This is a genomic window from Pedobacter superstes, from assembly GCF_037622515.1.
GTDB classification, from domain to species: Bacteria; Bacteroidota; Bacteroidia; order Sphingobacteriales; family Sphingobacteriaceae; genus Paradesertivirga; species Paradesertivirga superstes.
In genome coordinates this window covers 99,528-124,016 of record NZ_JBBJCN010000004.1, presented here as the reverse complement: position 1 = coordinate 124,016, position 24,489 = coordinate 99,528, and the positions used below count along the sequence as shown (strand labels likewise).

Here is a 24,489-nt window from a genome sequence, read left to right as displayed (position 1 = left end):
TTATTATTCGCTGATTGTATTTGGCGCAAAGATAAGACTTGGTAATTACGATTTGACTTTTTTGATTTTTATTATGGATTGGCACATAATCGTAATTCGTAAATAAAAATCGTAAATACATGGTATCTTTGCGGAATGTCGCAATCTTTCGAAGATTTTAAACTAAACCCTCAGATTCTGAATGCAATTGCAGATGCGGGCTTTACAATCCCTACTCCAATTCAGCAAAAAGCTATAGCTCCGGCTTTATCCGGTCAGGATTTAATGGGCATTGCTCAAACCGGCACGGGCAAAACTGCAGCATTTGTGTTGCCAATACTAATGAAGCTTAAATATGCACAGGGGAACGATGCAAGGGCACTTATACTGGCTCCAACCCGTGAGCTTGCCATGCAGATTGAGGAAAACATTAAGCTGTTTGCTAAATATACAGATTTAAGAACTGTTGTAATTTATGGCGGTTTAGGGCCTAAAGGTCAGAAGGAAAAGCTTGCTAACGGCTTAGACATTTTGGTTGCTACACCCGGGCGTTTTCTTGATTTATATCTTTCTGGAGATATAAACACCCGATCGATACAATTCATGGTAATGGACGAAGCCGATAAAATGGTTGATATGGGCTTTATTGGTTCTATTCATCGCATTTTGGAAGTAGTTCCCCGAAAACGGCAAAATCTTCTTTTCTCGGCTACTATGAGTGATTTGGTTCATAAGATTGCTGGAGATTTTTTAAAGTTTCCTACCATTATTGAAGCTTCTGCGCCTGCTACACCTGCTCAATCGGTTAATCAGGTATTATATTATGTTCCCAATAATAAAACAAAAATCAATCTGCTTCAATATTTACTTAAGGGAGAAGAGTTTAACAGGTTGATAATCTTTTGTAAAACTAAAACTACCGCTGATAATATCTTCAAGTTTTTAGAGCGCAGGTTTACCTTGGATGAAATCAGGGTTATTCATGCTAACAAGGGTCAAAACACCCGGATTAACTCCATTAATGCATTTAAAGAAGGCGGGGTTAGAGTTTTGGTTGCTACCGATGTTGCTTCACGTGGTATTGATGTAACGGAAGTTAGTCATGTAATCAATTTTGATGTTCCGATAATTATCGAGGATTATGTACATAGAATCGGCAGAACCGGACGGGCTAATAGTATTGGAGATGCCATTACCTTTTGTAACGAGGCTGAAAAATATTACGTAACCAAAATTGAAACTTTGATTAAGCAACAAATTCCTGTTAAAGATATTCCATCCGAAGTTTTTATTGAAGAAACACCATACCAGGAACGCCAGGATATTGCTAAAGAAATCGATAATCAAAAACGTAAAGAAGACCCTGATTTTAAAGGCGCTTTTCATGAAAAAAAGAATGCAAAGGTCATAGCTCAAAAAATAGCAAAATCAAAGCTCGAGGCAAGTAACAAAGCAGGAACCGGTAAGGCAGGGAAGGCAGCCAAAGTTTCCAGCAGCGTGAAAGGTGGTTTTAAAGGAAACAACAGGAGGAAATATTGAAGCTTCGTTTAACACCCTTAAATATTCTCACATCTGTAATAGTTGTCAGCATTCTTTATTTATTCATATATCGTGATGCTGAAGGCTGGAGAGTTTTAGGCAGTGTCTCATTGTTTTTGCTTGCTCTTTTAAGTTTCATCACAGACATCATTTTCCGCAGGTTTTTAAAGGATTTAAAACGCATTTGGATAATAGAGATAGTATTTATCATCTTTGCTGCAATACTGATGCTGATAATTCAGGGTTTGAAGTGAAAAAGTGAAAAGTGAGAATTAAAAATTAAAAATTAAAAAGTAAAAAGTAAAAAATCAGTGCAATCACCCAAATCAGTGTAATCACCATAATCAGTGAAATCACATCAATCAGTGTAATCATAATATAATAATCAGTGAAATCACATCAATTAGTGTAATCATAGTATAATAATGAAGAAAGCAGAAATAAAACTTACCATAGAACTTGACGATAATAACGTTCCGGAAAACATTACCTGGGAATCAACCGATTCTGAGAACAAAGAAAAATTACCCGTAAAATCAATGATGCTGGCCTTATGGGATCATAATTACAAGAATGCTTTACGTATTGACCTTTGGACTAAAGACATGCCTGTTGACGAAATGAAACGTTTTTTCTATGAGACTCTTCAAACTATGGGTGATAGCTTTTTAAGGGCGACGGGAGAAAAAAACATTGTAGAAGATCTGCGTGATTATTGTGCCCATTTCGCCGAAAAAATGGAAATTACTGAAAATAAGTAATTTAAATGATTGCCATTCTCAAATCTAATGTCTCACATCTCACATCTTATTTAAAATGAAATCTGTTAATTATCCTGGCTTACTAGGCTCCATATTAATTATAGCAGGCGCGTTAAGCCCGATGCTTCATATCCCGATTATCGGAAACTGGAACTATTACGATATTGATGTAACCCTGGCATCCGTTGTGATGTTATTAGCTGCTTTAGGCTTAATCGCATCAGTAATAAATAAAAAGGGTCTTTTGCGTTTTTCTGCCTGGGCTTCGTTAATTGTAATTCTTTTTACTCTGGCGGCGGTTTATTTCAAAGTAAATGATTACTTTTCTTTTATCCCCCTAAAGAAACTCGCTGCGGCAGCTTCACGAATTGTACACTATCGCTGGGTAGGGTGGATATTATTGATAACAGGATCACTTGCATCCATTATCGGTTCAAGGAGAAAAGCAACCCGCTAAAAAAATAATGTAGCCTGGCCCGTATTCATCATCCGGGCCTCATGCTCCAATAGCCATTTCTTTCTCCATAATCCACAGGCATAGCCAACTAATTCTCCGGTACTGCCAATAACGCGGTGACAGGGCACTGCGATCATTAATTTGTTTTTGCCATTTGCAGATGCGATAGCCCTAATCGCTAAGGGATTATTCATTTTTTTTGAAAGAGAAGCATAGCTGATCGGGTTTCCCGGTGTAATACAAAGCAGCTCATTCCATACCAGTTTTTGAAAGTCTGTTCCAGCCTGCTCGGTTGAAAAATCGAAATAACTTCGTTTTCCGCTAAAATATTCCTGCAACTGAACTTTAGCGTATTCGGTGAGTTCGCCCGGATTTTCTTCTGTTTCATCCTCATCAAAGCCAATGGAATAGAGAGCTTTATCACTGGATTTAATAAACAGCATTCCTATGGGAGTATCGAGTTTTGAACAAAACATTGCTTAAAATACACTTTCATAATGAACAAAAACAAATTTCAATAACAATTCAACCAATAACAAATCTTTATCTTTGAAACCGATGAGTTTATTTGGTCAGGTAAAATTTCTAATTCAAAAAGAGATAATATTAGAATGGCGCTCAAAATACGCCTTCAACGGAATTTTGCTGTATGTAGTTTCTACAATATTTGTCTGTTTTCTATCTTTCAAGCAAATAAATCCGATAACATGGAATGCATTATTCTGGATAATAATGCTGTTCGCGTCGGTAAATGCGATTGCAAAAAGCTTTATACAGGAAAACAAGGGCCGCCAGCTTTATTACTACAGTATAGCTGGTGCTAAAGCCGTGATACTCTCTAAAATTATATATAACATCCTGCTAATGCTGTTATTATCGATAATAGCATTAGGATTTTACATGCTTGTTTTTAATAATCCTGTCGGCGACCCATTGTTTTATATGCTCGCAGTTCTTATAGGTAGTATTAGTTTCGCCACCGTATTTACTATGATTTCTGGAATAGCATCTAAAGCGAATAACAGTGGTGCTTTGATGGCAATTCTAAGTTTTCCTGTAATAATACCCTTGTTAATGGTTCTAATACAATTTTCAAAGAATGCGATGGATGGCCTGGACCGCAGTGTAAGTTTAAATGAAATAGGAGTATTAGCAGCTATTAATTTAATTGTGATCACAGTATCACTGATTCTTTTTCCTTATTTATGGAAAGAATAATAATTGCAGGAGATTAAAATTACACCAGCAGCCGGAAAACAAGCGTGAAATGCCGAATCCGTCTATTCTAAGTTTGGCATTCTCTATTTTTCAATCATCCCAACCCTGGCAAAAACTCTGAATCGAATATTTTTTATGCTATCTGTATGCCAGAAAGGCTCCAGTTCATTTTCCAATTCATCAACCGGGTTGTAACCATTTGCTTCTATATAATTTTGTACTGCAGACCATGAATTTAAATATCCAAGTAATTGTTCAATGTCCCAGTTGACAACAATTTCAAACCTTGGAACTTCAAACTCCTTAAAGGGAAAAGATATCGATTTGTACTCATCTTCAACTAACTTTCTCTCCGCATCCCAATAATCGTGTAAAGTATCATTATAGAACTTGCCAATAATCCTGTCAATCTCTGTGGAAACGTTCAGAAGGTTGTATCCCCAAATTGCAATAACTGCATTAGGTTTAGCTACACGTTTAGCTTCTTTATAAAAACTATGTAAATCAAACCAATGAACTGCCTGAGCAACAGTGATGAGATCGAAACTGTTATCAACAAAATCAGTTTCTTCTGATCGACCTAAAAAGTAAGTAATATTATCCTTGAGATTTGCATGTTGTAATTGATTTTCACTAATGTCGCTTGCAAAAACCTTTTTGAATTTTTCAGCAAGTTCGCTTGCAACCTGCCCGTTACCTGTTCCGCAATCCCAGGCCGAATCAAAATCCTGAACTTTACTATACAAGAAACTGTAAAGCAGATCAGGATAGTGCGGGCGAAATTTTTGATACTGCTTTGCTTGAGCGGAAAATTTATCCTTGCTTTTTTTCACAATTCCTCCAGTTTTAATTTAACCAAAGTTAATACATATTGTGATTAGATTAAATGATATAAGATTTCACTTTGATGCACCACCTCTCTTTTTTACATTTGGGCACTAATTAAAAAAAATATGAAAGAAAACTGGTGGAAAATATTAGCCTCAGTTTTGGTGCTCTACTCTTTGGTAGGAGGGCTACTAATGGATGTTCCTGCATTACCCATACTACATGAAACGATTCGAAACGTTTATTTCCATGTTCCGATGTGGTTTTCGATGATTCTGATGTATTTGATCTCGGTTATATATAGTATCAAATATTTAGGTTCAGGGAAAACAAACCATGATCTGATTGCTGTTGAAAGTGTAAATACAGGAGTTGTTTTTTGTTTTTTCGGATTAATTACGGGCATGCTTTGGGCAAATATTACATGGGGCGAACCATGGCCAAACGACCCTAAATTAAATGGTTCAGCAATTTCCACCTTAATGTACCTGGCTTACCTGGTTCTTAGAAACTCCATAGATGAAGAGCAAAAACGTGCCAAAATATCTGCCGTTTATAACATATTCGCCTTCCCGGTAATGATAGTGTTGTTATTTATCCTGCCGCGAATGACGGATTCATTACATCCGGGTAATGGCGGTAATCCGGGGTTTGCCGGATATGATTTAGATGATAATATGAAACTGGTGTTTCGTCCTGCCGTATTAGGATGGATGCTTATAGGAACATGGATTATGACAATACGTTATCGTATCCGTAAATTAGAAAACTTACAAAACTCAAATTGATGAAAACAATACCAGGCATTCTTGTGATACTTTTAACATTTTTCCAGGCTCGGGCACAAGAGGTAGAAATGGCTTCGGGATTAAGAAGCTCAGGCAAAATATATGTTGTTGTCATCGTTATCGCTGTTATCTTTATCGGACTTATCGCTTATTTATTCTCAATTGACAGACGGGTAAAAAAGCTGGAAAACAGGGAAGACTCAATCTAAGCTCTGAATCCGAACTTTTTTGCTTTATTTTCGTTCTGGTTTTATATTATTCTCGTTTTGAGGATAATTTTACTTTTCGATAAAAAAAGACATGTTATAAACCTCAAGTATGGTAAAAGATATTGTAAACCCTAATCCCACCGGCTTTTTTGATGATGTTTGTTCGTATTTTGATAACGCGGCACAATTTACCAACCATTCAAAAGGATTGCTAAATCAGATTAAAGCATGTAATAGTGTTTATCATTTTCGTTTCCCGATTAGAAAAGGGAATGCTGTGGAAGTAGTTGACGGATGGAGGGTAGAGCATTCAAACCATATGTCGCCTACAAAAGGAGGTATCAGATACAGTGAAATAGTAAATCAGGATGAAGTTATGGCCCTGGCTGCTTTAATGACATACAAATGTGCTATTGTAAATGTTCCCTTTGGTGGTGCAAAGGGAGGGATCAAAATTAACCCTAAAAACTATTCACTTGCAGAACTTGAAAATATAACTCGCAGGTATACGGTTGAATTGGTGAAAAAGAACTTTATAGGGCCTGCTATCGATGTTCCGGCTCCGGACTACGGGTCAGGAGAACGGGAGATGAGCTGGATAGCTGATACTTATCTTACTATGAATCCCGGGCAGCTTGATGCGCTGGCTTGTGTAACAGGAAAACCAATTGCCTTGCATGGTATTCACGGTCGTAAAGAAGCAACCGGCCGCGGAGTTGCCATTGCTATACGCGAATGTGTGAGTATAACCGAAGATATGCAGGCACTTGGATTAAATACGGGATTATCAGGGAAACGTGTTATTGTTCAGGGGCTTGGAAATGTTGGCTATCATTCGGCTAAATATTTACTGGAATTTGGCGCTGTTATAGTTGGACTTTGTGAATTTGAAGGAGCTATATATAGTTCATCAGGACTAGATCTGGAAGCAGTGGTGGCTCATCGTAAAGAAACAGGTTCTATATTAGGATTTAATGGTGCTACGGGATTTAAAAACTCTTCAGAAGGACTAGAACAAGATTGTGATATATTGGTACCTGCTGCTCTTGAAAATCAGCTTACCATCAGTAATATCCAGAATATAAAAGCAAAAATTATTGCCGAAGGCGCTAACGGCCCAACATCACCCCAGGCTGCCGAATTATTTTTAAAAAAAGGCGGTATAATTATCCCTGATATGTACTGCAATGCAGGTGGGGTTACTGTTTCATACTTTGAATGGCTTAAAAATCTTTCGCATGTTGCTTTCGGACGCATGGATAAACGATACGAAGAAAATAATAGCTTGAATCTGATTAACCTTATGGAGAAAATGACTGGCGTGTCTTTGAATGCAGAACAAAAAAGTTTAGTGGTAAAAGGGCCTTCAGAACTCGAACTTGTTAATTCAGGACTTGAAGATACCATGATTCGTTCGTATCACGAAATTCGTAACATCAAGGTAAAAAACCCCGAAATCAACGATTTGAGAACTGCTGCTTTTATTTCTTCGATTGATAAAATCGCTATTTCGTATATGAACCTGGGTATCTGGCCATAATAGCTCGTAAAAACCATTTATATATTCCTTATCTAGAATAATTCTTAATAAACATAGCGGTTCATAATTGTATCACTAATGGTTATCGTTTTGTAATTTTGTAAACCCAATTTCGTTAGGAATTTAAAGGTTTTAGATATTCATGAAAAGGAGCTCGATCATTGGAATTATTATTATTGCTATTGCTATAGGTACAATTATCAGCACATACGCAGATTCAAGTACATACGGAACTTTCTCAGATGCACAGGAAACAAGCTCAGAGTTGCATGTGGTTGGAAAACTGGATAAAGAAAAAGAACTGGTTTATAATCCTCAAAGGGATGCCAATTATTTTGCTTTCTATATGAAAGACAATAATGGTAAAGAATGCAAAGTGGTTTTTAACGGAACAAAACCTCAGGATTTTGAACGATCCGAGCAAATAGTCTTAACCGGAAAAATGGTGAACGGAGAGTTTCAGGCTTCTAAAATACTAATGAAGTGTCCGTCTAAATACAACAAAGATCAAATCGAGGTTCAGGAAGTAAATTCTGCTTCTTAAATTCAATCAAATAAATGGATACACAATTTGCAGGAGAACACCTGCTACCAGGCCAGCTTGGCCAGTTTTTTATTATTTTATCTTTTGGTTCTGCATTTTTAGCCACTATCTCTTATTATTTTGCAACGGTAAAAGACACCCTGGATGATTCATGGCAGCGCATTGCCCGCATTGGCTTCGGCCTGAATTTCATATCAGTAATAGGAGTGGGGGCTTGTTTATTTTATATTATATACAACCATTATTTTGAATATCATTACGCCTGGGCACATTCTTCCAAGGCATTACCTACATATTATATTATTTCCTGTTTTTGGGAAGGTCAGGAAGGAAGTTTCTGGCTCTGGATGTTCTGGCAAGCAGTTTTATCAAGCATTTTAATATGGAAAGCGAAAAGCTGGGAAAATTCTGTAATGACAACAGTGATGCTGTCGCAAACTTTTATTGCGTCTATGCTTCTTGGAGTTGAAATCCTGGGGACACGTATTGGTAGTTCGCCGTTCATTTTATTAAGAGATGCCATTGACGGGCCTATTTTTTCGAGACCTGATTATCTGAGCTTAATTCCAGATGGAAATGGTCTGAATCCCTTATTACAGAATTACTGGATGGTTATTCACCCTCCAACTCTCTTCCTGGGTTTTGCATCCATGATCGTTCCTTTCGCTTATGCAATTGCAGGTTTGTGGCAAAAGAAACATAAAGAATGGCCGGGTGTAGCTCTTCCATGGGCTCTTTTTGCAGTTATGATTTTAGGAACCGGCATCATTATGGGTTCATTCTGGGCCTATGAAGCTTTGAATTTCGGTGGGTTCTGGGCCTGGGATCCAGTTGAGAACGCCTCTATTATTCCATGGTTAATGCTTATAGCGGCAGTACATGTGATTCTTGCATTTAAAAGTTCCGGTCATTCTTATTTCACCGCTACATTTTTAACACTAATAAGTTTTGTGCTGGTTTTATACGCCTCATTTCTAACGAGAAGCGGCATATTAGGTGAAACATCAGTTCATGCTTTTACGGATCTTGGAATGTTTGGGCATTTACTTTTGTACCTGGCTGTATTTGCAATAATTCCGATTGTTTTGATGGTCGTTCGCTGGAAAGGAATGCCTATCACACAGAAAGATGAAGAGACATACTCAAGAGAATTTTGGTTATTTATCGGGGCGCTGGTTTTAACAGTATCATGTATCCAGGTAATAGCTACCACATCCATACCTGTTTTCAATGCTGTCTTCGGGACTAAAATCGCTCCTCCTCCAAATGTAATTCAGCATTATAATAAATGGCAGGTTCCTTTTGCTGTTATCGTTGCCATCATTTCCGGATTTACACAATTTCTGAAATACCGTACTACTGATTCAAAAAAATTCTGGAGGAAGATAATTATCTCAATAATCATTGCTTTATGTATAACGGCTGGATTTGTTTACGTCGCTAAAGTGTATGCGAATCTGATGTACATTCTGTTGACTTTCGCCGGGGTGTTTTCCATCGTTACAAACTTTGATATTCTCTTTGATGCTTTAAAAGGCAAATGGAAACTGGCCGGATCTTCGGTTGCTCATATTGGTTTTGCTTTGCTACTAATCGGTGCATTAGTGTCGGCAGCTACAAACGAAGTAGTGTCTGTTAACAGCACGGGGCTTATAGCGGTTGAAGGGTTTGATAAAGTAGAAAAGCCACGTGAGAACTTGATGCTTTATCAGGGTGAACCGCTTGCAATGGACAAATATACCATTACATATGTCGGAGATTCTATTGAAGGGCCCAATGTTTATTATAGAGTTAACTACAAAACTATTGATAAGAGCACGGGTAAGGTTAAAGAAGAATTTGATCTTTATCCTAATGCGCAGCAGAATCCTAAAATGGGTTTAATTGCATCGCCAGATACCCGTCATTATTTAACATATGATATATATACTCATGCGACTGCCGCTCCTCCGAAGGAAGATAAGCATGAAGCCCATGAAGGTCATTCTGACGAAGAAGAGTATGATACACCAATTACGAAGGAGGTTTCTCCAGGTGATACGGTAAAGTATAATAACGGCATTATAGTTGTAAAATCTGTCAACAAAAACGCAACTATTGAGAAAATTCCTTTAACACCTGGTGATGTGGCCGTTGGAATGCAGCTCGAGGTAGTTACTAAAGGTAAAACGTATAATGTTGAGCCATTATACCTTATTAAAAACGGAAATAAGTTTGATTTTGCGAAAACTATTGACGAGGCAGGTTTGAAGTTTCGTTTCTCAAACATATTTCCGGCAAAAGATAAACTGGAACTTATGGTCTATCAAAAGCCATTGACTCCTAAAAAATGGATTGTACTTAAAGCCATCAAATTTCCGTTCATCAACCTGTTTTGGGGAGGAACGATAATCATGGTTATTGGATTTTTACTTTCAATTTTCCGAAGACAAAAGGAGCTAAAACGCCTTAGTTGATGAAGATCGTTTTGCTAGGCAGCGGAAATGTTGCCATACATCTTGGTAAAGCACTGAAGGATGCCGGTCATGAAATTATTCAGGTCTGGAGCAGAACTTTAGAACACGCTAAAACACTTGGAGAAAAGTTAAACAGCGAGTTCATAATCAACCTCTCAAAAGTTAGTGATCAGGGAGATTTATACATTATTGCTGTTAAGGATGACGCAATTAAGGAAATTGCCAGGAGTTTTCCATTACAAAATAAAATACTGGTTCATACATCGGGTACAACAGACCTGAATATTCCAGGAGTATCTGGAGTTTTATATCCTCTGCAAACTTTTTCAAAGCAAAAAGAAGTTGATTTTTCTGAAATCCCCATCGCAGTAGAAGGATTAAATGAAAAGATTTCTGAAGGTTTAAAAAGTCTCGCGGAATCAATTTCAGAAAGAGTTGTTATAATGACTTCTGAACAGCGAAAAGCGTTACATGTTGCAGCTGTTTTCGCCTGTAATTTCAGTAATCATCTGTATGCCATAGCTGATAAGATTTTGACTGACAATGGATTAGATTTTGATTTAATTAAGCCGCTAATCAAGGAAACTACCGAGAAAGTCCAGCAATTTCATCCGGTTTCTGTGCAGACAGGTCCTGCTGTTCGGCGAGATCAGATCACACTGAATAAGCATCTTGATTTTTTAAAAAACATGGATGATTTAAATGACCTTTATCAGAAATTAAGTCAAAGCATTATCAATTTCGATCAAAAAGCATGATGGCTGATCATTTTTATTAATTTTGCCGCAATGAATCTTTACAAAATCAAAATAAATTTTGAAGAACAAGGCCTTGAGTCGGTTGAGTTTCCTATCGCAGAAGGCGAATCTGTACTTGACGTATGCCTTGATAACGGAATAGAGCTTCAACATAATTGCGGCGGCGTTTGCGGTTGCAGCACCTGCCATGTGTATGTAAATCAAGGAATGGATAGTCTGCAGGAAATCTCAGACAAAGAAGAGGACTTTATAGACCGTGCTGTTAATCCTCGCATAAATTCCCGTTTAGGCTGTCAATGTGTTATTATTGACGGAAATATCGAAGTTACTTTACCAGATCAAAACCAGTTCTTAGGACATTAATATTCTCATATGAATCAAAATAAATTCGCATTACCCATACACTGGAAAGATCATGAAGACATTGCAATGGGCCTTTATGAGAAATTTGGTGACGATTTTAATGAATCAAAAATTTACCGCATCCGCTTTACCGAATTAATGGATTGGGTGTTAAGTCTTCCTAATTTTTCGGGCACCCGTGAAGAATGTAACGAAGGTCATCTGGAGCAGATCCAGTCAGCCTGGGTTTATGAATGGAGGGACAATCAGGATTAATGTGCAGATTCTTGTAAAGTGCTTTATTAATATGCATATGTGCAGATTTTATATAAAGCGCTCTATTAAATGCTTTGGTATTACTCTTACAGGAATTTGCATATTTGCACATCAATTTCATTTGCACATTTAACCCATGTTTCTCAGCAAATTAAAACATATACAAGCTTTTGTTTTAGATATTGATGGTGTTCTTACAGACGCCACGATACATGTTACTGAATCTGGAGAACAGTTGCGCCGGTTTAATGTTCGTGATGGGTATGCAATGCAATTAGCTGTAAAAAAAGGCTATTTCATTTGTGTCATTTCGGGAGGTAAATCGGAAAGTGTAATTCTGAGATTAAAAGGATTAGGAATTACTGAAGTACATTTAGGAATTACACAAAAGCTGGAAGTGTATAATAAATTCATGCAGCAAAATCATCTTAAGCCCGAAAACGTAATTTATATGGGTGATGACATTCCTGATATGCCTGTTATGAAGGTTGCCGGTGTTAGTGCCTGCCCAGCAGATGCTGTTGAAGAGGTTAAGGAAATTTCAGATTATATATCTTCCAAAAGAGGCGGGAACGGGTGTGTCCGTGATCTGATTGAAAAGGTACTTAAAGTTCAGGACAACTGGTTTGACTCTGATCCGACAGCTCAGGAAGATAGTATTCCCTCAGTTTAATTTATCTATGCAACATAAGTTTCCTGCAATAATTCTTGCATCAAAATCTCCACGCAGACAGGAGCTTCTGACTCTTATGAATGTGGATTTTCGGGTTGTACTGAAAGAGGTTGACGAATCATATCCGGAAGGGTTAAGTGCTGCGGAGATCGCAATTTACATAGCTGAAAAAAAAGCAAGAGCTTTTGATGAGTCTTTAGATAAAAATGAACTGGTTCTTACTGCCGATACAATCGTATGTATAGATAAACAGATTTTAGGCAAACCAAATGATGAAAAGCATGCTTTTGAAATGCTTAGCCTCTTATCAGGAAAAAAGCACGAAGTTATTACAGGCGTAGCATTTCTCCAAAATCATCATCTTCATTCTTTTTACGAAGTTACAGAGGTTTATTTTAGGCCGCTCACCGCAGATCAGATTAATCATTACATAGAAAACTTCAAGCCCTATGACAAAGCTGGTTCTTATGGCATCCAGGAATGGGCTGGCTTAATTGCTATAGAAAAAATTATTGGTTCTTACACAAATGTAGTTGGTTTGCCAACACACAGGGTTTATGAAGAGTTACTAAAATTTGTATCGTAGTGCTTCGTAAATAATCCACACAGCTTGGTTTATTGACATGTTAAAACATGAAAGCTTTGCGATCTTAATAAGTCTGGTCTAAAAGCAGACCTTCTTTTAACGCATAGGCGCTAAGCAGCACTGATTCAATTTCCAGTTTACTAATAATATATTGAGATAGCACGGATGCCGTGACAATCATATCAGTCCTTACAGAAATAATCGCCGGGTTGTCTTTGCGCTCCTGATGGTTTGATTTGAAAATTTCGGAAAGTATAAGCTCCAGATGGGATATATTAAACAAAAAACTTCTTGTTATCTCTGATGGATTCCCATTAAACTTAAGTTGACAAAGCGCAGCAAATGTTTCAAATGCACCGGCAGACCCGATTAGTATTTTAGGCTTGAACATCCTGGAAAATCTTAATAAATCTGAAAGCATTTCATCCAGATGTTTTAAGATGGCTTGTATATCTTCATTTGATATTGGGTCGGACCGATGAAAAGTTGCCATCAGTTTAGCGGCTCCGATCGGATAACTTTTTTTCCATTGAATTCCCTTTTTATTTGCAAAAATAAATTCAACACTTCCGCCACCAATATCCATTATTAATGAGTTTTCAGTAAAATCTATCGCTTCTTTAACTCCCTGATAAATCAAAGATGCTTCCCGGTCGCCGGTTATAATTTCAATCTGAATGCCTGTTTTTTCTTTGACATTCTGTAAAAAATCTAAACCATTAGATGCAGACCTGAGAGCTGCTGTCCCAACAGCGTGTACTGTATCGACATTGTTTTCCTGGATAGCAATACTGAAATCCGCTATCGCATCTAATCCTCGGTTGAAGGCGTCGGCGGTAATCGTACCGGTATTTATTCCGCCTTCGCCAAGCTTCACATGTTTTTGATCAGCGGCTACGATTCTCTGAATTTTCGAATTTGAAACATCAGCAATAATTAAATGAAATGTGTTGGTGCCCAGGTCTAATGCGGCAATACGTCGAGTCATTGAATTATTCTTTATACATGAACCATTTAATTAACTCCCGATAACTGGTCTTTTTGCCATACATCAAAATTCCTACCCTATAAATTCTTGCCGCCACCCAGGTTGTGAATATAAAACCCGCTATTAACAGCGAGATTGATAAATACAGTTCCCATGCCGGAACTCCAAACGGTATTCTAACCATCATTGCTATGGGAGAGGTAAACGGAATCATACTGAGCCAGAATGACAAGGTACTGTTTGGGTTATTTACAATAAAGCTGAAAGCCATTATGTAGGTAAACAATAATGGGAGTGTTATTGGGAACATAAATTGCTGTGTCTCTGTTTCATTATCAACTGCCGACCCCACTGCAGCGAATAAGGCACTGTAAAGTAAATAACCTCCCAAAAAATAGATCAAAAAAGTAACCAGAATATAACCTACCGGAATGGTTTCTATAGCGTTTAAAACAACGGGGGGGATTACATCCGTACTGCTGATTTTTGTGGCCAGACTTGATAGGATTATCCAGAGTAAAAATTGGGTTAAGCCAACCAGGCCAATGCCTAATATTTTGCCCAGCATAAGCTGGAATGGTTTCACAGATGATATGATGACTTCCACAATTCTACTCGTTTTTTCTTCAATCACCCCACGCATCACCTGTGCTCCATAAATAAAAAGGCAAACATAAATCAGAATTGCAGCAGAAAAACTTATCGCATAGGCCGCTGAAGCATTGCTGTCTTTTTCTCCCTCATCAGTAAATTCTTTATATTCTATAGTTACACTGGGTTTAATGCTTTCAAGTGTCTTAATATCAATGCCTGCTTCTTTAAGTTGCTTATATCGGAGTATGCTATTAATCTGATTTTCTATTTCGCTCATCACAAACATCGGAGCTTTCTTTTCGGAAACAAGCTGCACTTTACCACCCTGCTCAATATCTTTAGGAATATAAAGCACAAATGATTCGTTAACCCTTGCTGTTAATTTAGATTTTTTTAGATTCTCTGAACCCGAAGAAAAAACAAGTCCTTTACTGTTTTTGAATTGATTACTGAAACTTCCATCATCATCTATTACAGTCACTTTCGTTACCGCATCGCCGCCGGTTTGAGTTAGGTAAGCTACTAAACCAGTCATTCCAAGGAATAAAAGGGGAACCAGGAAAGTCATTAATAAAAAACTTTTCTTCTTAACGCGACTAAGATATTCGCGCTTTATGATGAGTAAGGTTTTATGCATAATGGTGAATACCCTTTACCTGCTGAATGAAAATTTCGTTGATAGTTGGAATAACTTCTTTTAGCTGATGTATTTGAATTAATGGAATTAAATAATATAAAGCATCGTTTACGCTTATACCGTCGTTAAGTTTTAACGTTACTTCACTAGTCTCTTCCAAGTTTCGGTTATGAATTATATCAAACAAAGGCGTGTTGAAATTGCTGAGTTGTCCGCTATATTCAACACAAAAAGTATTGTCGCGATAGGAATTTTTAATATCCTTTAATTTTCCGTCAAGGATTTTTTTCGATTTGTTTATTAGCGCAATACTATCACAAAGCTGTTCTACAGATTCCATTCTGTGGGTTGAAAATATAATAGTTGCTCCCTGTTTATTTAATTCAAGAATTTCATTCTTAATGACATCGGCGTTAATAGGATCAAATCCGGAAAAGGGTTCATCCAGAATTATAAGCTCTGGTTTATGAATTACTGTCGCAACGAACTGAACCTTCTGTTGCATTCCTTTACTCAGGTCTTCCACTTTCTTTTTCCACCAATCCTGCATCTCCATTTTCTCAAACCAATAATTGCATCGCTCTTTTGCTTCTTTTTTACTGAGGCCTTTCAATTGTGCCAGGTAAATCATTTGTTCACCGATCTCCATTTTTTTATAGAGACCACGTTCCTCGGGTAAATAACCAATAATGTTAATATGAGAGGGATTTAAGCGAACACCATTAATGAAAACAGTTCCTTCGTCGGGAGCGGTGATTTGATTGATAATTCTGATTAAGGAAGTTTTTCCCGCTCCATTAGGCCCCAGTAAACCAAAAATGCTTCCTTTTTCAACCTCAAGACTTACATGATCCAGAGCCCTGTGTTCGGCATATTGCTTTACAATATTATCAATCTTCAGCATAGAATATATTACGGGCCTTTTGGAGAGCCCTGACTTATATATGAAATGGTTTAAGCTATCAACCTGGTATAGTCTGCAGCAAAGTGGAAATATCGGATGGTTTTAATGGCTTTACCAAAAATGAATAAACATTTGGGAAATTATATGATTCTCCATGATCGTCGGAACTGGTTGAAGAAGTGAGGATAACGACTTTATGATCGAGATCCTTTTTTTGCATTTTATCTAAAAACTGCCATCCATCCATTAAGGGCATATTCAAATCAAGAAAAATGAAATCAGGGTTTATTTTAGAGATCATTTCCAATCCTTTAACCGGATCATTACATTCATATACAGTAGTTTCGGGGGATACCTGATTGATCAGTTTTCTAACAATAAAGGTCGATATCTCTATGTCATCAATTACAAGAACGGTTTTCATTATACTTCTACTGGCTTTAGTGTTTCAGACCCTAAGATAATTTTTTTATTAAGATAAGTGATGATCAGCTGGGATTTATTTTTAGTTTCGCCAAATATCAAACAGATCATACCCACAACAATTAGTATGAAGAAAAAAATTGCTTTAGTAACAGGAGGATTTACAGGGGAATCGGTTATTTCACTTAAAAGTGCGGAGGTTATCGACGGAAATCTTGACCGTGAAAAATTTGAAGTATATAAGGTGATTATTACACCCGAAAGTTGGTTTTATGAAGAAAATACTGTTCATTATGAAATTAATAAGAACGATTTTTCATTGGCTATCGGAGATCAAAACATTCGCTTTGATGGGATTTTTATAGGATTACACGGTTCGCCGGGAGAGGATGGAAAACTTCAGGGTTATTTCGATATGATTGGAATCCCATACACCACCTGCGATGCATTAACCTCGGCAATCACAATGAATAAAGGGTATACAAAAGCCATTGTAAATGGAATAAATCAATTAAATATTGCCCGTTCAGTTCAATTGTTTTCAAATACTTCGGACACATCTCAGGAGGTCCTTTCACAGCTTAATCTGCCCTTGTTTGTAAAACCCAATAACGGGGGAAGCAGTATTGGTATGAGTAAAGTGAAGTCAGCGCCAGAGTTGCCAGACGCCATAACTAAAGCCTTTAAAGAAGATACCCAGGTTTTAATTGAAGAATTTGTTAAAGGCAGAGAGTTTACGATCGGTGTTTACAAAGGCTACGAGGGAATCAAGGTACTTCCTGCAACAGAAATTGTTACATCAAAAGAGTTTTTCGATTTTGAAGCTAAGTATACCACCGGAGTAACTGAGGAAATTACTCCCGGAAGGATGTCCTCAGAAGAAAAAAACAGAGTAGAGGAGATCGTTCAGGAGGCTTACAGAAAATTAAACTGCAGGGGGGTGGTTCGAATTGATTATATTCTTGAAGAGTCAACAGGTAAATTCTTTTTTATCGAAGTGAATACTGTGCCCGGACAAACTGAAAACAGTATTATTCCACAACAGGTTAGATCTGTAGGAAGAACAATAAAAGATTTTTACACAGAATTAATTGAAGTAGCATTAGCTAAATAGTTCATTAGTTCTTTATGGTGCACTAGTTATGAAATAAACCATAACTAGTGAACTATTCTTCATATAGAATATTTCTCGATCATTTCCTCAGTAATTTTCATTCCGCGACCTGTCTTTATATCTATTAAAACATACTCAAACCAGCCTTCGCTGCATATTTTTTCTGTTTTTAAGCTTTGAATTTCAAATTTTACTTTACTGCTTTTTTCATCCATTGACACGATCCATGTACTTACCGTAAAGTTTTCTCCAAGGGTAAGCGGGCGTTTAAACTCAACGTGAGCTGTTTTTACGACCCAGCCATAGCCCATGTCTATGAATTCTTCCATAGACATACCGTAGCATGTTTCCATCTGTTCATAGCGTGCCGCAAGTACATAATCCAAATATTTACTGTTATGGACATGATTAAACATGTCGATATCATCGGGTCTTACTCTCAGTTCGGTGGTGAACTTGCTGTATTCTTTATGCTGCTTCTCCATTAAAAAATGCTGTACCTTGTTGTTTTGAACACGTAAAATTAATAATACTTTCCTTTTTCAATATTATAGTTATTCTAAGTTTAAGACTGATTCTTTATTGTCCAATTCAAATTGCAATTAAACAAAGTTTCTTTTCAACTAAGTAAAAGACCCTCGGGCAAACCTAAAAAGACAGATTAGATCGGAACTTGATTTGGAAGAACAATCAGTTCTTATTATTAAGCGCATTTGACAAGAGGGTGGTTATTAATTAAAAAAGAGTTTAGCCTGCAGTGTGGCCAAACCCTTTTCTATAGGTAGATGAGAATAGTTATTATGTCGATCAGGCAACCTGAAGATCAATTTCCTGGCGTTTGCCCGGGTTATTTCTAAGGAATCTGCCATTATTTGACTTAAATAATTTTAAGTCATACAGTATTATTGCTCTTAATTCTTTATCAAATTGATTCAAAAGATTTCCGGTTGAGTTTTTAGTTCTTTTCATAGCAATTCTTTATATACCGGATGGTGTACTAAGATTATGCCAAACCTCGATTAGATTATGGAGATTAATTTTTCTCTTCCTTTTGTATTTATTTTAGTACAGAGCTGTATTTTTTTTCTTTTCAGGTATACATTGAAATTAAAATAATGCGGTTTAATTAATTACAAGGCCACTATTTTTGCATGAATATACTTTTTGATTAAATCAGCCTGCAGGCAAAAAATGCACAAAACTTATGTTTGATAATTTCTAAGATGAAATTTTATGTAAGTTTGAATTTAATGAATTTCCTATTTCCAGGTTTTCTTTTCGCTTTATCTACACTTGCCATCCCGGTAATAATACACCTGTTTAATTTCCGGAAGTTTAAGAAAGTATATTTCAGCAATGTATCTTTTCTAAAAGAAATTCAGCAACAAACCTCATCGAGCAGAAATCTTAAAAATATATTACTCCTTTTGTCAAGGCTATTAATTCTGGCCTTTCTTGTACTGGCATTCGCCCGACCGTATATTCCTGATGAAAGTCAGCAAAGCAACAGTTTTCAGCAACAGGCTATCAGTGTTTATATTGACAATTCGTACAGCATGGAAACGCTCAATAAAGAGGGTAGTTTATTAGATGAAGCAAAACGACGTGCAAAAGAAATAGCTTCGGCTTATAATATAAATGATAAGTACCAGCTGTTAACCAACGATTTTGAAGGGAGGCACCAGCGTCTGTTATCATACGAAGAATTTGTTCAGGCTGTAGATGATGTTAAAATCAGTGCGTTAAGCAGAAACCTTCAGCAGGTAATTAATCGTCAGTCAGATGTTTTTTCGGGTGAACCCAATACCAGCAAAACGATTTACATTTTATCAGACTTTCAGAAGAACTTTGTTCCGGCCCGGGATTTAACTATTGATACGAGCATCGCAGTGCGTTTCGTTCAGCTTGAAGCTAACCAGCTAGCTAACATATCGGTTGATTCCGTTTGGTTTGTTTCTCCGGTCCACAGGCCAAATGAAACTGAAAGGATTGTAGTTCAGCTTAAAAATAATTCGGATAAAAATGCCGAAAACGTTCCTGTTAAAATTTTGATCGATGGAAAACCTAAAGCTCTCGGAAGCTTAAATATTGAGTCAAGGAGCACCAGTAAAGATACGCTGTCGTTCGGAGGTTTAAGAGCAGGCTGGAAACGAGGAGAGGTGTTAATAACAGATTATCCGGTGGTTTTTGATGATAACTTTTATTTCACTTTCAATGTACAACTGAAAATGCCTGTTTTGGCAATTCATACCGCAAGTGAAAATCCATATATCAACTCACTTTACCAGGCCGAACCATTTTTTTTATATCAAAACATCCTTACAGGAAGCATCAATTATTCTCAGCTTGCGAATACTCCCCTCCTTATTTTAACCGCAACTGATAATATCTCAACGGGACTGGCTTCCCAGTTAAAAACTTACGTGCGTAATGGAGGAAGCCTGATGATCTATCCATCTCTGGACGATAACCTGTCGGGTTTACGGACTCTTACTCAAACTTTAGGAACCGATATTCCGGAATCTGTAGTTAGTCAGGACATTAAAGTTTCAGAAATTAATCTTCAGCATCCTGTATTTAAAGGCGTGTTTTCTCAACTTCCTAATAAACTTGATTTGCCTCTGGCCAAGAAATATGTACAGTTTAGTAATCTAAGCCGTACCAATAAACAAAGTATATTGATGCTTCCCGGAAGGAGAAGTTTTTTAAGCCAGTATTCCATCGGAAAAGGAAAAGTCTATCTTTCTGCAGTTTCGCTAAGTGAAGCCTCAAGTAATTTTGTCAGACATTCGGTTTTTGTACCGATTATGTATCAGATTGCTTTTTTAAGCCTGCGTGATAATCGCTTGTTTTACACTCTGGGTAAAGATCAGTTTCTGGAAACAAATAAAATTACGCTCTCTGCAAATCAAAGTTTGAAGTTGAAAAAAGGAAAATTTGAAGCTATTCCTGATGTGAGGTCATCAGACAATGGTACCAGATTGTTTGTTTCAGATCAGATCAGAGAAAAAGGTGTATATCAATTGCTTAAAGGCGACAGTGTTTTATCTGTTTTTGCATTTAATGATAACCGTTCAGAGTCTGATTTAAGCTATCTGACCAAATCTGAACTGAGCAAAAAGTTGCCGGATAATACATTAGAAATTTTCAGCCCCGGCAGGGCTTCTATTCAAAACGCTATAAAAGCTGTAAATAATGGTGTCCAGTTGTGGAAACTTTGTCTAATTTTGGCCCTGGTTTTCCTGGCAGTGGAAATTTTGCTTGTCAGGTTTTATAAAACCAAAGATTCAAAAATTAAAATTTGATGAAATCAATACTTATCCGGTCGGTAACCATTCTTCATCCAGCCTCTGCTTTTAATAATAAAATTGTCGATCTGCTACTTTCTGATGGGAAAATCGCACGAATTTCTGAATCAATAGATATAGAAGATGATGTTGTTTTAATTGATGGAAAAGGTAAGTACCTGTCGCCTGGTTTTTTTGACCTGAATGTTAATTTTTGTGAACCCGGTTTTGAAACAAAAGAAGATTTGATAAGCGGAACCGCTGCGGCTATTGCAGGTGGTTTTACCGGTGTTGCAGTACAGCCTTCTACAAATCCGGTTATTCATTCTAAATCGGAGGTTTCTTATATTGTTAACCGTACAAAAGATTTCATCGTCGATGTTCATCCTGTAGGATGTATATCACAAAACAGAGAAGGGATCGATCTTGCTGAATTATACGATATGCGTATGTCGGGAGCGGTGGCTTTTAGCGACGGAACCCGTCCGGTAACAGAATCGGGCTTGATGAGCAGAGCCTTGCTATACGCAAAAGGCTTTGATGGTCTGATTTTTTCATTTCCGGAAGATTCTTCCATTGCCGGCAAAGGCAAAATGAATGAAGGAATTGTAAGTACCTATCTGGGAATGAAAGGAATTCCATCTTTAGCCGAAGAAGTGCATATTTCACGGGATTTATACCTGGCAGAATACAATGAATGTCCGGTTCATTTTAGCACAATATCTTCGGCAAACAGTGTGGATTTAATCCGTAAAGCAAAAGAAAAAGGTTTAAAGGTAAGCTGCGATGTTGCGGCGCATCATCTGGTTTTAACTGATGAGGCTTTACAGGGATTCGACAGCAATTACAAAGTGAAACCTCCGCTTCGTACATCCGATGATGTCGCGGCACTTTTGAAAGGTTTGAAAGACGGAACTATTGATGCAATTGTTTCGCAGCATACTCCGCATGAAATTGAATTTAAAGAGGTTGAATTTGAAATCGCCGCGTTTGGAATAATCGGCTTACAAACTGTTCTTCCATTAGCATTGGAATCAGGATTATCTCCTGAAATACTTGTTGAGAAGCTGGCAATAAATCCACGAAAAGTATTAAATCTCCGGGTGCCTGCAATTGAAGAAGGCGAAACAGCAAATGTAATTTTGTTCGATACAGATTCGGAATGGGTATTTGACGCGGATTCTAACAAGTCAAAATCTTCAAACTCACCATTTTTTAAAAATAGTTTAAAAGGCAAGGTCCTGTTGGCCTGTAATAACGGGCAAGTTTATAATAATTTCTAAGATGGATAAGCAGGTAGAAAAGGCCATAAAGGCATCATTAGCGAAATATTCGCAAATAAGCAATGAATCAGTTTCTGATTTTTCAAAAAGAATAATTGACGTATTTAACCTTGATGCCTCCTTTACAGAAAAAGTAGCATTGATGGATGAAGCTTTTGATGATGAATCAAAAGTAGATTTCCTGCGTGAAGTATTTTTTGATCTGCTGATGATTAATTTCTTTGCCGAAGATGTTATGAAGCTTGAGGAAGATTATCTTGACTCCAAAGAATGGGAAGAAATAGAAGAAGACACCATTGACCGCGGTACCGAGCTTCTGAATGTATTGTTGTACATCCGCGAATGCCACGATGAAGATATTGAGCCTGAACTGGAGGATTTCCTTAAAGAGTTTTTATTAGTAGATGAAGACGAGTTTCAGGATGAACATCGTATTTACGAAGACATTATTGCTAATCAGATATTAATGGAAGCGGGCCTGGAAGAAATCGCGATAGCCTCAGATCAGCTTGATGAAGAATCTGAGCTAAAAGATTTGTTTTACCCAATTATGGCCTTTTTTTACCAGCCAGAACCAAGTATGGAAGAAATGGCTACATTCGAAAAAAATAGTACCGATGCAGAATTTGATGCTTCTGTTTATGTGCTGTTATCTTCGTTTAATCAATTATAATTAATGGATAAAAGTTTAAAGGAGATCAGGAAAGACGCTCTGCAAAACGGATTGATTTTAGGTGGTGCTTTACTGGTTTTGGATATTTTAGCCTTGTTTATTTTGGCTCACAGTCAATCTATTCTGATGGTTTTTATATCCTACCTGTTTGGATATTTAATTATCCCCTTAACAGCCGCAATTATTTTAATAAAGCGCTTAAGGAAAAAAATTGGTGGTTATTGGAATTTCAGACAAGCAACCTCGGGTATTTTTATTTTGTTTCTGTCTGCCTATCTAATTTCATCCGCCGGCAGCTTTGTATTTATAAAATATATCCGTCCGCAAATTACACTAGAGGCCAAAAATAATTTTGTAAATGTATTGTCTGCATTTTTAAACAGAATGGATACCGAGCCTGAAAAGATTGATGAGATGGCCGAGAAAATTGAGCAGCAGTTTGAAGCCACGGCTAATACCAGTGTTAGTTCAGTAGTCTCTAATTTATTGTCGTCTATAATAATATTGTTTATTACAGCCCTGGTATTTGCCGCCATTTTTAAAAGGGAGCAATTGCTTGCAAATCATCAGCCTGAAAATCAAAATCATATTTCTTAATGAACATCTCTGTAGTAGTACCTCTTTATAATGAAGCAGAATCATTGCCCGAACTGGTAGAGTGGAATAACCGCGTGATGAGCGAACACGGATTTACTTATGAAATAATTTTGGTGGATGATGGAAGCAGCGACGAATCATGGGAGGTCATTGAACGGTTACAAACCAAATATCCGGCAGTCAAGGGTATAAACTTCAGGAGAAATTATGGTAAGTCGGCCGCTTTAAACGTGGGGTTTGCTGAAGCCCAGGGCGATGTTGTGATCACAATGGATGCTGATCTTCAGGATAGTCCGGATGAGATCCCAGAATTATACCGCAAAATTACAGGTGAAAACTACGATTTAGTTTCAGGTTGGAAGAAAAAGCGGCATGATCCGATAAGTAAGACTTTACCCACAAAACTTTTTAATTCTGCCACCCGAAAAATGTCGGGCATCAACAATCTTCATGATTTTAATTGCGGATTAAAAGCCTATCGCAGGGATGTGGTTAAGAATATTGAAGTGTACGGAGAAATGCATCGCTACATTCCTGTTCTGGCCAAATGGGCGGGATTTAAAAAAATAGGGGAGCAGGAAGTTGAACACCGGCCAAGAAAGTATGGTACAACAAAATTCGGCATGAGCCGGTTTGTTAATGGGTTTCTTGATTTGCTTTCAATCTTTTTTGTTGGAAAATTCGGAAAGCGGCCTATGCATTTTTTTGGTACCATGGGCGTTTTATGCTTCATTACGGGATTAATTATTACAATTTGGCTGATTGCTGAAAAGCTGATCGCTATTTCGCAAAATCTAAGGTATCGCAATGCTACTGACCAACCCTTGTTTTATATTGCACTGGTCGCTATTATAGTTGGGTTTCAGCTGTTTTTAACCGGTTTCGTTGCGGAGCTGGTATCGAGAAGTTCGTCTGAGAGAAATCATTACCAGATAGGTAAGAAAATTGGATAGATGTGCAAATATGCAGACGAGAAAATGTGCAAATGAAAAACGGCGCATTTTCCATTGCTATTAACAGGGCAATTATCAAAAT

28 protein-coding genes are annotated in these 24,489 nt (G+C 37.3%); 20 read left to right on the top strand and 8 right to left on the bottom strand.

All coding sequences use genetic code 11. The features are described from left to right. Window positions 1–135 precede the first annotated feature (135 nt). From WG906_RS12750 to WG906_RS12740, 3 genes are all read left to right on the top strand, one after another. Complete coding sequence (locus WG906_RS12750; protein WP_339993060.1) at window positions 136–1,518, top strand: DEAD/DEAH box helicase; 1,383 nt, start codon at window positions 136–138, stop codon at window positions 1,516–1,518. A 425-nt stretch (window positions 1,519–1,943) separates the two neighbouring features. Continuing rightward, window positions 1,944–2,279: a gliding motility protein GldC gene (gene gldC / locus WG906_RS12745; RefSeq protein ID WP_339993059.1), complete on the top strand. Its 336-nt coding sequence runs from the start codon at window positions 1,944–1,946 to the stop codon at window positions 2,277–2,279. A 55-nt stretch (window positions 2,280–2,334) separates the two neighbouring features. Next, entirely contained in the window at window positions 2,335–2,736 is a 402-nt protein-coding gene (locus WG906_RS12740) for a hypothetical protein (RefSeq protein ID WP_339993058.1), read from the top strand. Here WG906_RS12740 and WG906_RS12735 read toward each other — a convergent pair. Beyond that, window positions 2,733–3,212, bottom strand: a complete 480-nt coding sequence (locus WG906_RS12735; protein ID WP_339993056.1) for a methylated-DNA--[protein]-cysteine S-methyltransferase — start codon at window positions 3,210–3,212, stop codon at window positions 2,733–2,735. The two genes, WG906_RS12740 and WG906_RS12735, sit on opposite strands and share 4 nt — an antisense overlap. 82 nt (window positions 3,213–3,294) lie before the next feature. Between WG906_RS12735 and WG906_RS12730 the strand changes: the two genes are divergently transcribed. After that, a complete protein-coding gene (locus WG906_RS12730) occupies window positions 3,295–3,954 on the top strand; it encodes a heme exporter protein CcmB (RefSeq protein WP_339993055.1) in 660 nt (219 codons plus the stop codon). 83 nt (window positions 3,955–4,037) lie between these two features. Here the strand turns inward: WG906_RS12730 and WG906_RS12725 are convergent, their stop codons facing one another. After that, window positions 4,038–4,787, bottom strand: coding sequence for a class I SAM-dependent methyltransferase (locus WG906_RS12725; protein ID WP_339993054.1), 750 nt, complete (start codon window positions 4,785–4,787; stop codon window positions 4,038–4,040). 120 nt (window positions 4,788–4,907) lie between these two features. On the opposite strand from WG906_RS12725, the gene ccsA reads away from it, so the two are divergent. The 10 genes from ccsA to WG906_RS12675 all read left to right on the top strand — a co-directional run bounded on the left by ccsA (window position 4,908) and on the right by WG906_RS12675 (window position 12,954). Then, complete coding sequence (gene ccsA, locus WG906_RS12720; RefSeq protein WP_339993053.1) at window positions 4,908–5,570, top strand: cytochrome c biogenesis protein CcsA; 663 nt, start codon at window positions 4,908–4,910, stop codon at window positions 5,568–5,570. Continuing rightward, window positions 5,570–5,779, top strand: a complete 210-nt coding sequence (locus tag WG906_RS12715; RefSeq protein WP_339993052.1) for a CcmD family protein — start codon at window positions 5,570–5,572, stop codon at window positions 5,777–5,779. The genes ccsA and WG906_RS12715 overlap by 1 nt, the downstream gene beginning before the upstream one ends. A 109-nt stretch (window positions 5,780–5,888) precedes the next feature. Then, entirely contained in the window at window positions 5,889–7,319 is a 1,431-nt protein-coding gene (locus tag WG906_RS12710) for a Glu/Leu/Phe/Val family dehydrogenase (protein WP_339993051.1), read from the top strand. A 142-nt stretch (window positions 7,320–7,461) separates the two neighbouring features. Next, window positions 7,462–7,863 carry a cytochrome c maturation protein CcmE domain-containing protein gene (locus tag WG906_RS12705; RefSeq protein WP_339993050.1) on the top strand — a complete coding sequence of 134 codons (402 nt, stop codon included), beginning with the start codon at window positions 7,462–7,464 and terminating at the stop codon, window positions 7,861–7,863. Window positions 7,864–7,877: 14 nt separating this feature from the next. Further along, complete coding sequence (locus tag WG906_RS12700; protein ID WP_339993049.1) at window positions 7,878–10,319, top strand: heme lyase CcmF/NrfE family subunit; 2,442 nt, start codon at window positions 7,878–7,880, stop codon at window positions 10,317–10,319. After that, complete coding sequence (locus tag WG906_RS12695; protein ID WP_339993048.1) at window positions 10,319–11,077, top strand: Rossmann-like and DUF2520 domain-containing protein; 759 nt, start codon at window positions 10,319–10,321, stop codon at window positions 11,075–11,077. Before WG906_RS12700 ends, WG906_RS12695 begins: the two co-directional genes overlap by 1 nt. Before the next feature lie 30 nt (window positions 11,078–11,107). Beyond that, the gene (locus WG906_RS12690; protein WP_339993047.1) at window positions 11,108–11,440 is read left to right on the top strand and encodes a 2Fe-2S iron-sulfur cluster-binding protein; all 333 of its coding nucleotides are present in this window, start codon (window positions 11,108–11,110) and stop codon (window positions 11,438–11,440) included. Between the two features lie 9 nt (window positions 11,441–11,449). Further along, the gene (iscX, locus tag WG906_RS12685) at window positions 11,450–11,695 is read left to right on the top strand and encodes a Fe-S cluster assembly protein IscX (protein ID WP_339993045.1); all 246 of its coding nucleotides are present in this window, start codon (window positions 11,450–11,452) and stop codon (window positions 11,693–11,695) included. A gap of 136 nt (window positions 11,696–11,831) precedes the next feature. Next, entirely contained in the window at window positions 11,832–12,368 is a 537-nt protein-coding gene (locus WG906_RS12680; protein ID WP_339993044.1) for a KdsC family phosphatase, read from the top strand. 7 nt (window positions 12,369–12,375) lie between these two features. Beyond that, on the top strand, window positions 12,376–12,954 hold the full coding sequence (locus WG906_RS12675) for a Maf family nucleotide pyrophosphatase (protein ID WP_339993043.1): 579 nt from the start codon (window positions 12,376–12,378) through the stop codon (window positions 12,952–12,954). Between the two features lie 64 nt (window positions 12,955–13,018). On the opposite strand, the gene WG906_RS12670 is transcribed toward WG906_RS12675, so the two are convergent. Genes WG906_RS12670 through WG906_RS12655 form a run of 4 tightly spaced genes read right to left on the bottom strand, consistent with a single transcriptional unit; the run spans window position 13,019 to window position 16,501 of the window. Continuing rightward, window positions 13,019–13,942 carry a Ppx/GppA phosphatase family protein gene (locus WG906_RS12670; RefSeq protein ID WP_339993041.1) on the bottom strand — a complete coding sequence of 308 codons (924 nt, stop codon included), beginning with the start codon at window positions 13,940–13,942 and terminating at the stop codon, window positions 13,019–13,021. 4 nt (window positions 13,943–13,946) lie between these two features. After that, window positions 13,947–15,173 (bottom strand): ABC transporter permease, encoded by a 1,227-nt coding sequence (locus tag WG906_RS12665; RefSeq protein WP_339993040.1) that lies wholly within the window; start codon window positions 15,171–15,173, stop codon window positions 13,947–13,949. Then, window positions 15,166–16,077 carry an ABC transporter ATP-binding protein gene (locus WG906_RS12660; RefSeq protein ID WP_339993039.1) on the bottom strand — a complete coding sequence of 304 codons (912 nt, stop codon included), beginning with the start codon at window positions 16,075–16,077 and terminating at the stop codon, window positions 15,166–15,168. Before WG906_RS12660 ends, WG906_RS12665 begins: the two co-directional genes overlap by 8 nt. A 58-nt stretch (window positions 16,078–16,135) precedes the next feature. Next, entirely contained in the window at window positions 16,136–16,501 is a 366-nt protein-coding gene (locus tag WG906_RS12655) for a response regulator (RefSeq protein WP_339993038.1), read from the bottom strand. Between the two features lie 126 nt (window positions 16,502–16,627). Here WG906_RS12655 and WG906_RS12650 point away from each other — a divergent pair, with 126 nt between their 5' ends. Then, complete coding sequence (locus WG906_RS12650; RefSeq protein WP_339993036.1) at window positions 16,628–17,614, top strand: D-alanine--D-alanine ligase; 987 nt, start codon at window positions 16,628–16,630, stop codon at window positions 17,612–17,614. Between the two features lie 59 nt (window positions 17,615–17,673). Here the strand turns inward: WG906_RS12650 and WG906_RS12645 are convergent, their stop codons facing one another. Together WG906_RS12645 and WG906_RS12640 are read right to left on the bottom strand one after the other, a co-directional pair. Continuing rightward, window positions 17,674–18,099 carry an acyl-CoA thioesterase gene (locus WG906_RS12645; protein ID WP_339993035.1) on the bottom strand — a complete coding sequence of 142 codons (426 nt, stop codon included), beginning with the start codon at window positions 18,097–18,099 and terminating at the stop codon, window positions 17,674–17,676. 322 nt (window positions 18,100–18,421) lie between these two features. Next, window positions 18,422–18,583: a hypothetical protein gene (locus WG906_RS12640; RefSeq protein WP_339993034.1), complete on the bottom strand. Its 162-nt coding sequence runs from the start codon at window positions 18,581–18,583 to the stop codon at window positions 18,422–18,424. Between the two features lie 281 nt (window positions 18,584–18,864). Between WG906_RS12640 and WG906_RS12635 the strand changes: the two genes are divergently transcribed. Genes WG906_RS12635 through WG906_RS12615 form a run of 5 tightly spaced genes read left to right on the top strand, consistent with a single transcriptional unit; the run spans window position 18,865 to window position 24,407 of the window. Next, the gene (locus tag WG906_RS12635) at window positions 18,865–20,919 is read left to right on the top strand and encodes a BatA domain-containing protein (protein WP_339993033.1); all 2,055 of its coding nucleotides are present in this window, start codon (window positions 18,865–18,867) and stop codon (window positions 20,917–20,919) included. Beyond that, window positions 20,919–22,184: a dihydroorotase gene (locus WG906_RS12630; protein WP_339993032.1), complete on the top strand. Its 1,266-nt coding sequence runs from the start codon at window positions 20,919–20,921 to the stop codon at window positions 22,182–22,184. Before WG906_RS12635 ends, WG906_RS12630 begins: the two co-directional genes overlap by 1 nt. A gap of 1 nt (window position 22,185) precedes the next feature. Next, complete coding sequence (locus WG906_RS12625) at window positions 22,186–22,857, top strand: hypothetical protein (RefSeq protein ID WP_339993030.1); 672 nt, start codon at window positions 22,186–22,188, stop codon at window positions 22,855–22,857. Between the two features lie 3 nt (window positions 22,858–22,860). Then, a complete protein-coding gene (locus tag WG906_RS12620) occupies window positions 22,861–23,454 on the top strand; it encodes a DUF4199 domain-containing protein (protein WP_339993029.1) in 594 nt (197 codons plus the stop codon). After that, window positions 23,454–24,407: a glycosyltransferase family 2 protein gene (locus tag WG906_RS12615; protein ID WP_339993027.1), complete on the top strand. Its 954-nt coding sequence runs from the start codon at window positions 23,454–23,456 to the stop codon at window positions 24,405–24,407. Before WG906_RS12620 ends, WG906_RS12615 begins: the two co-directional genes overlap by 1 nt. The last annotated feature ends 82 nt before the right edge of the window (window positions 24,408–24,489 follow it).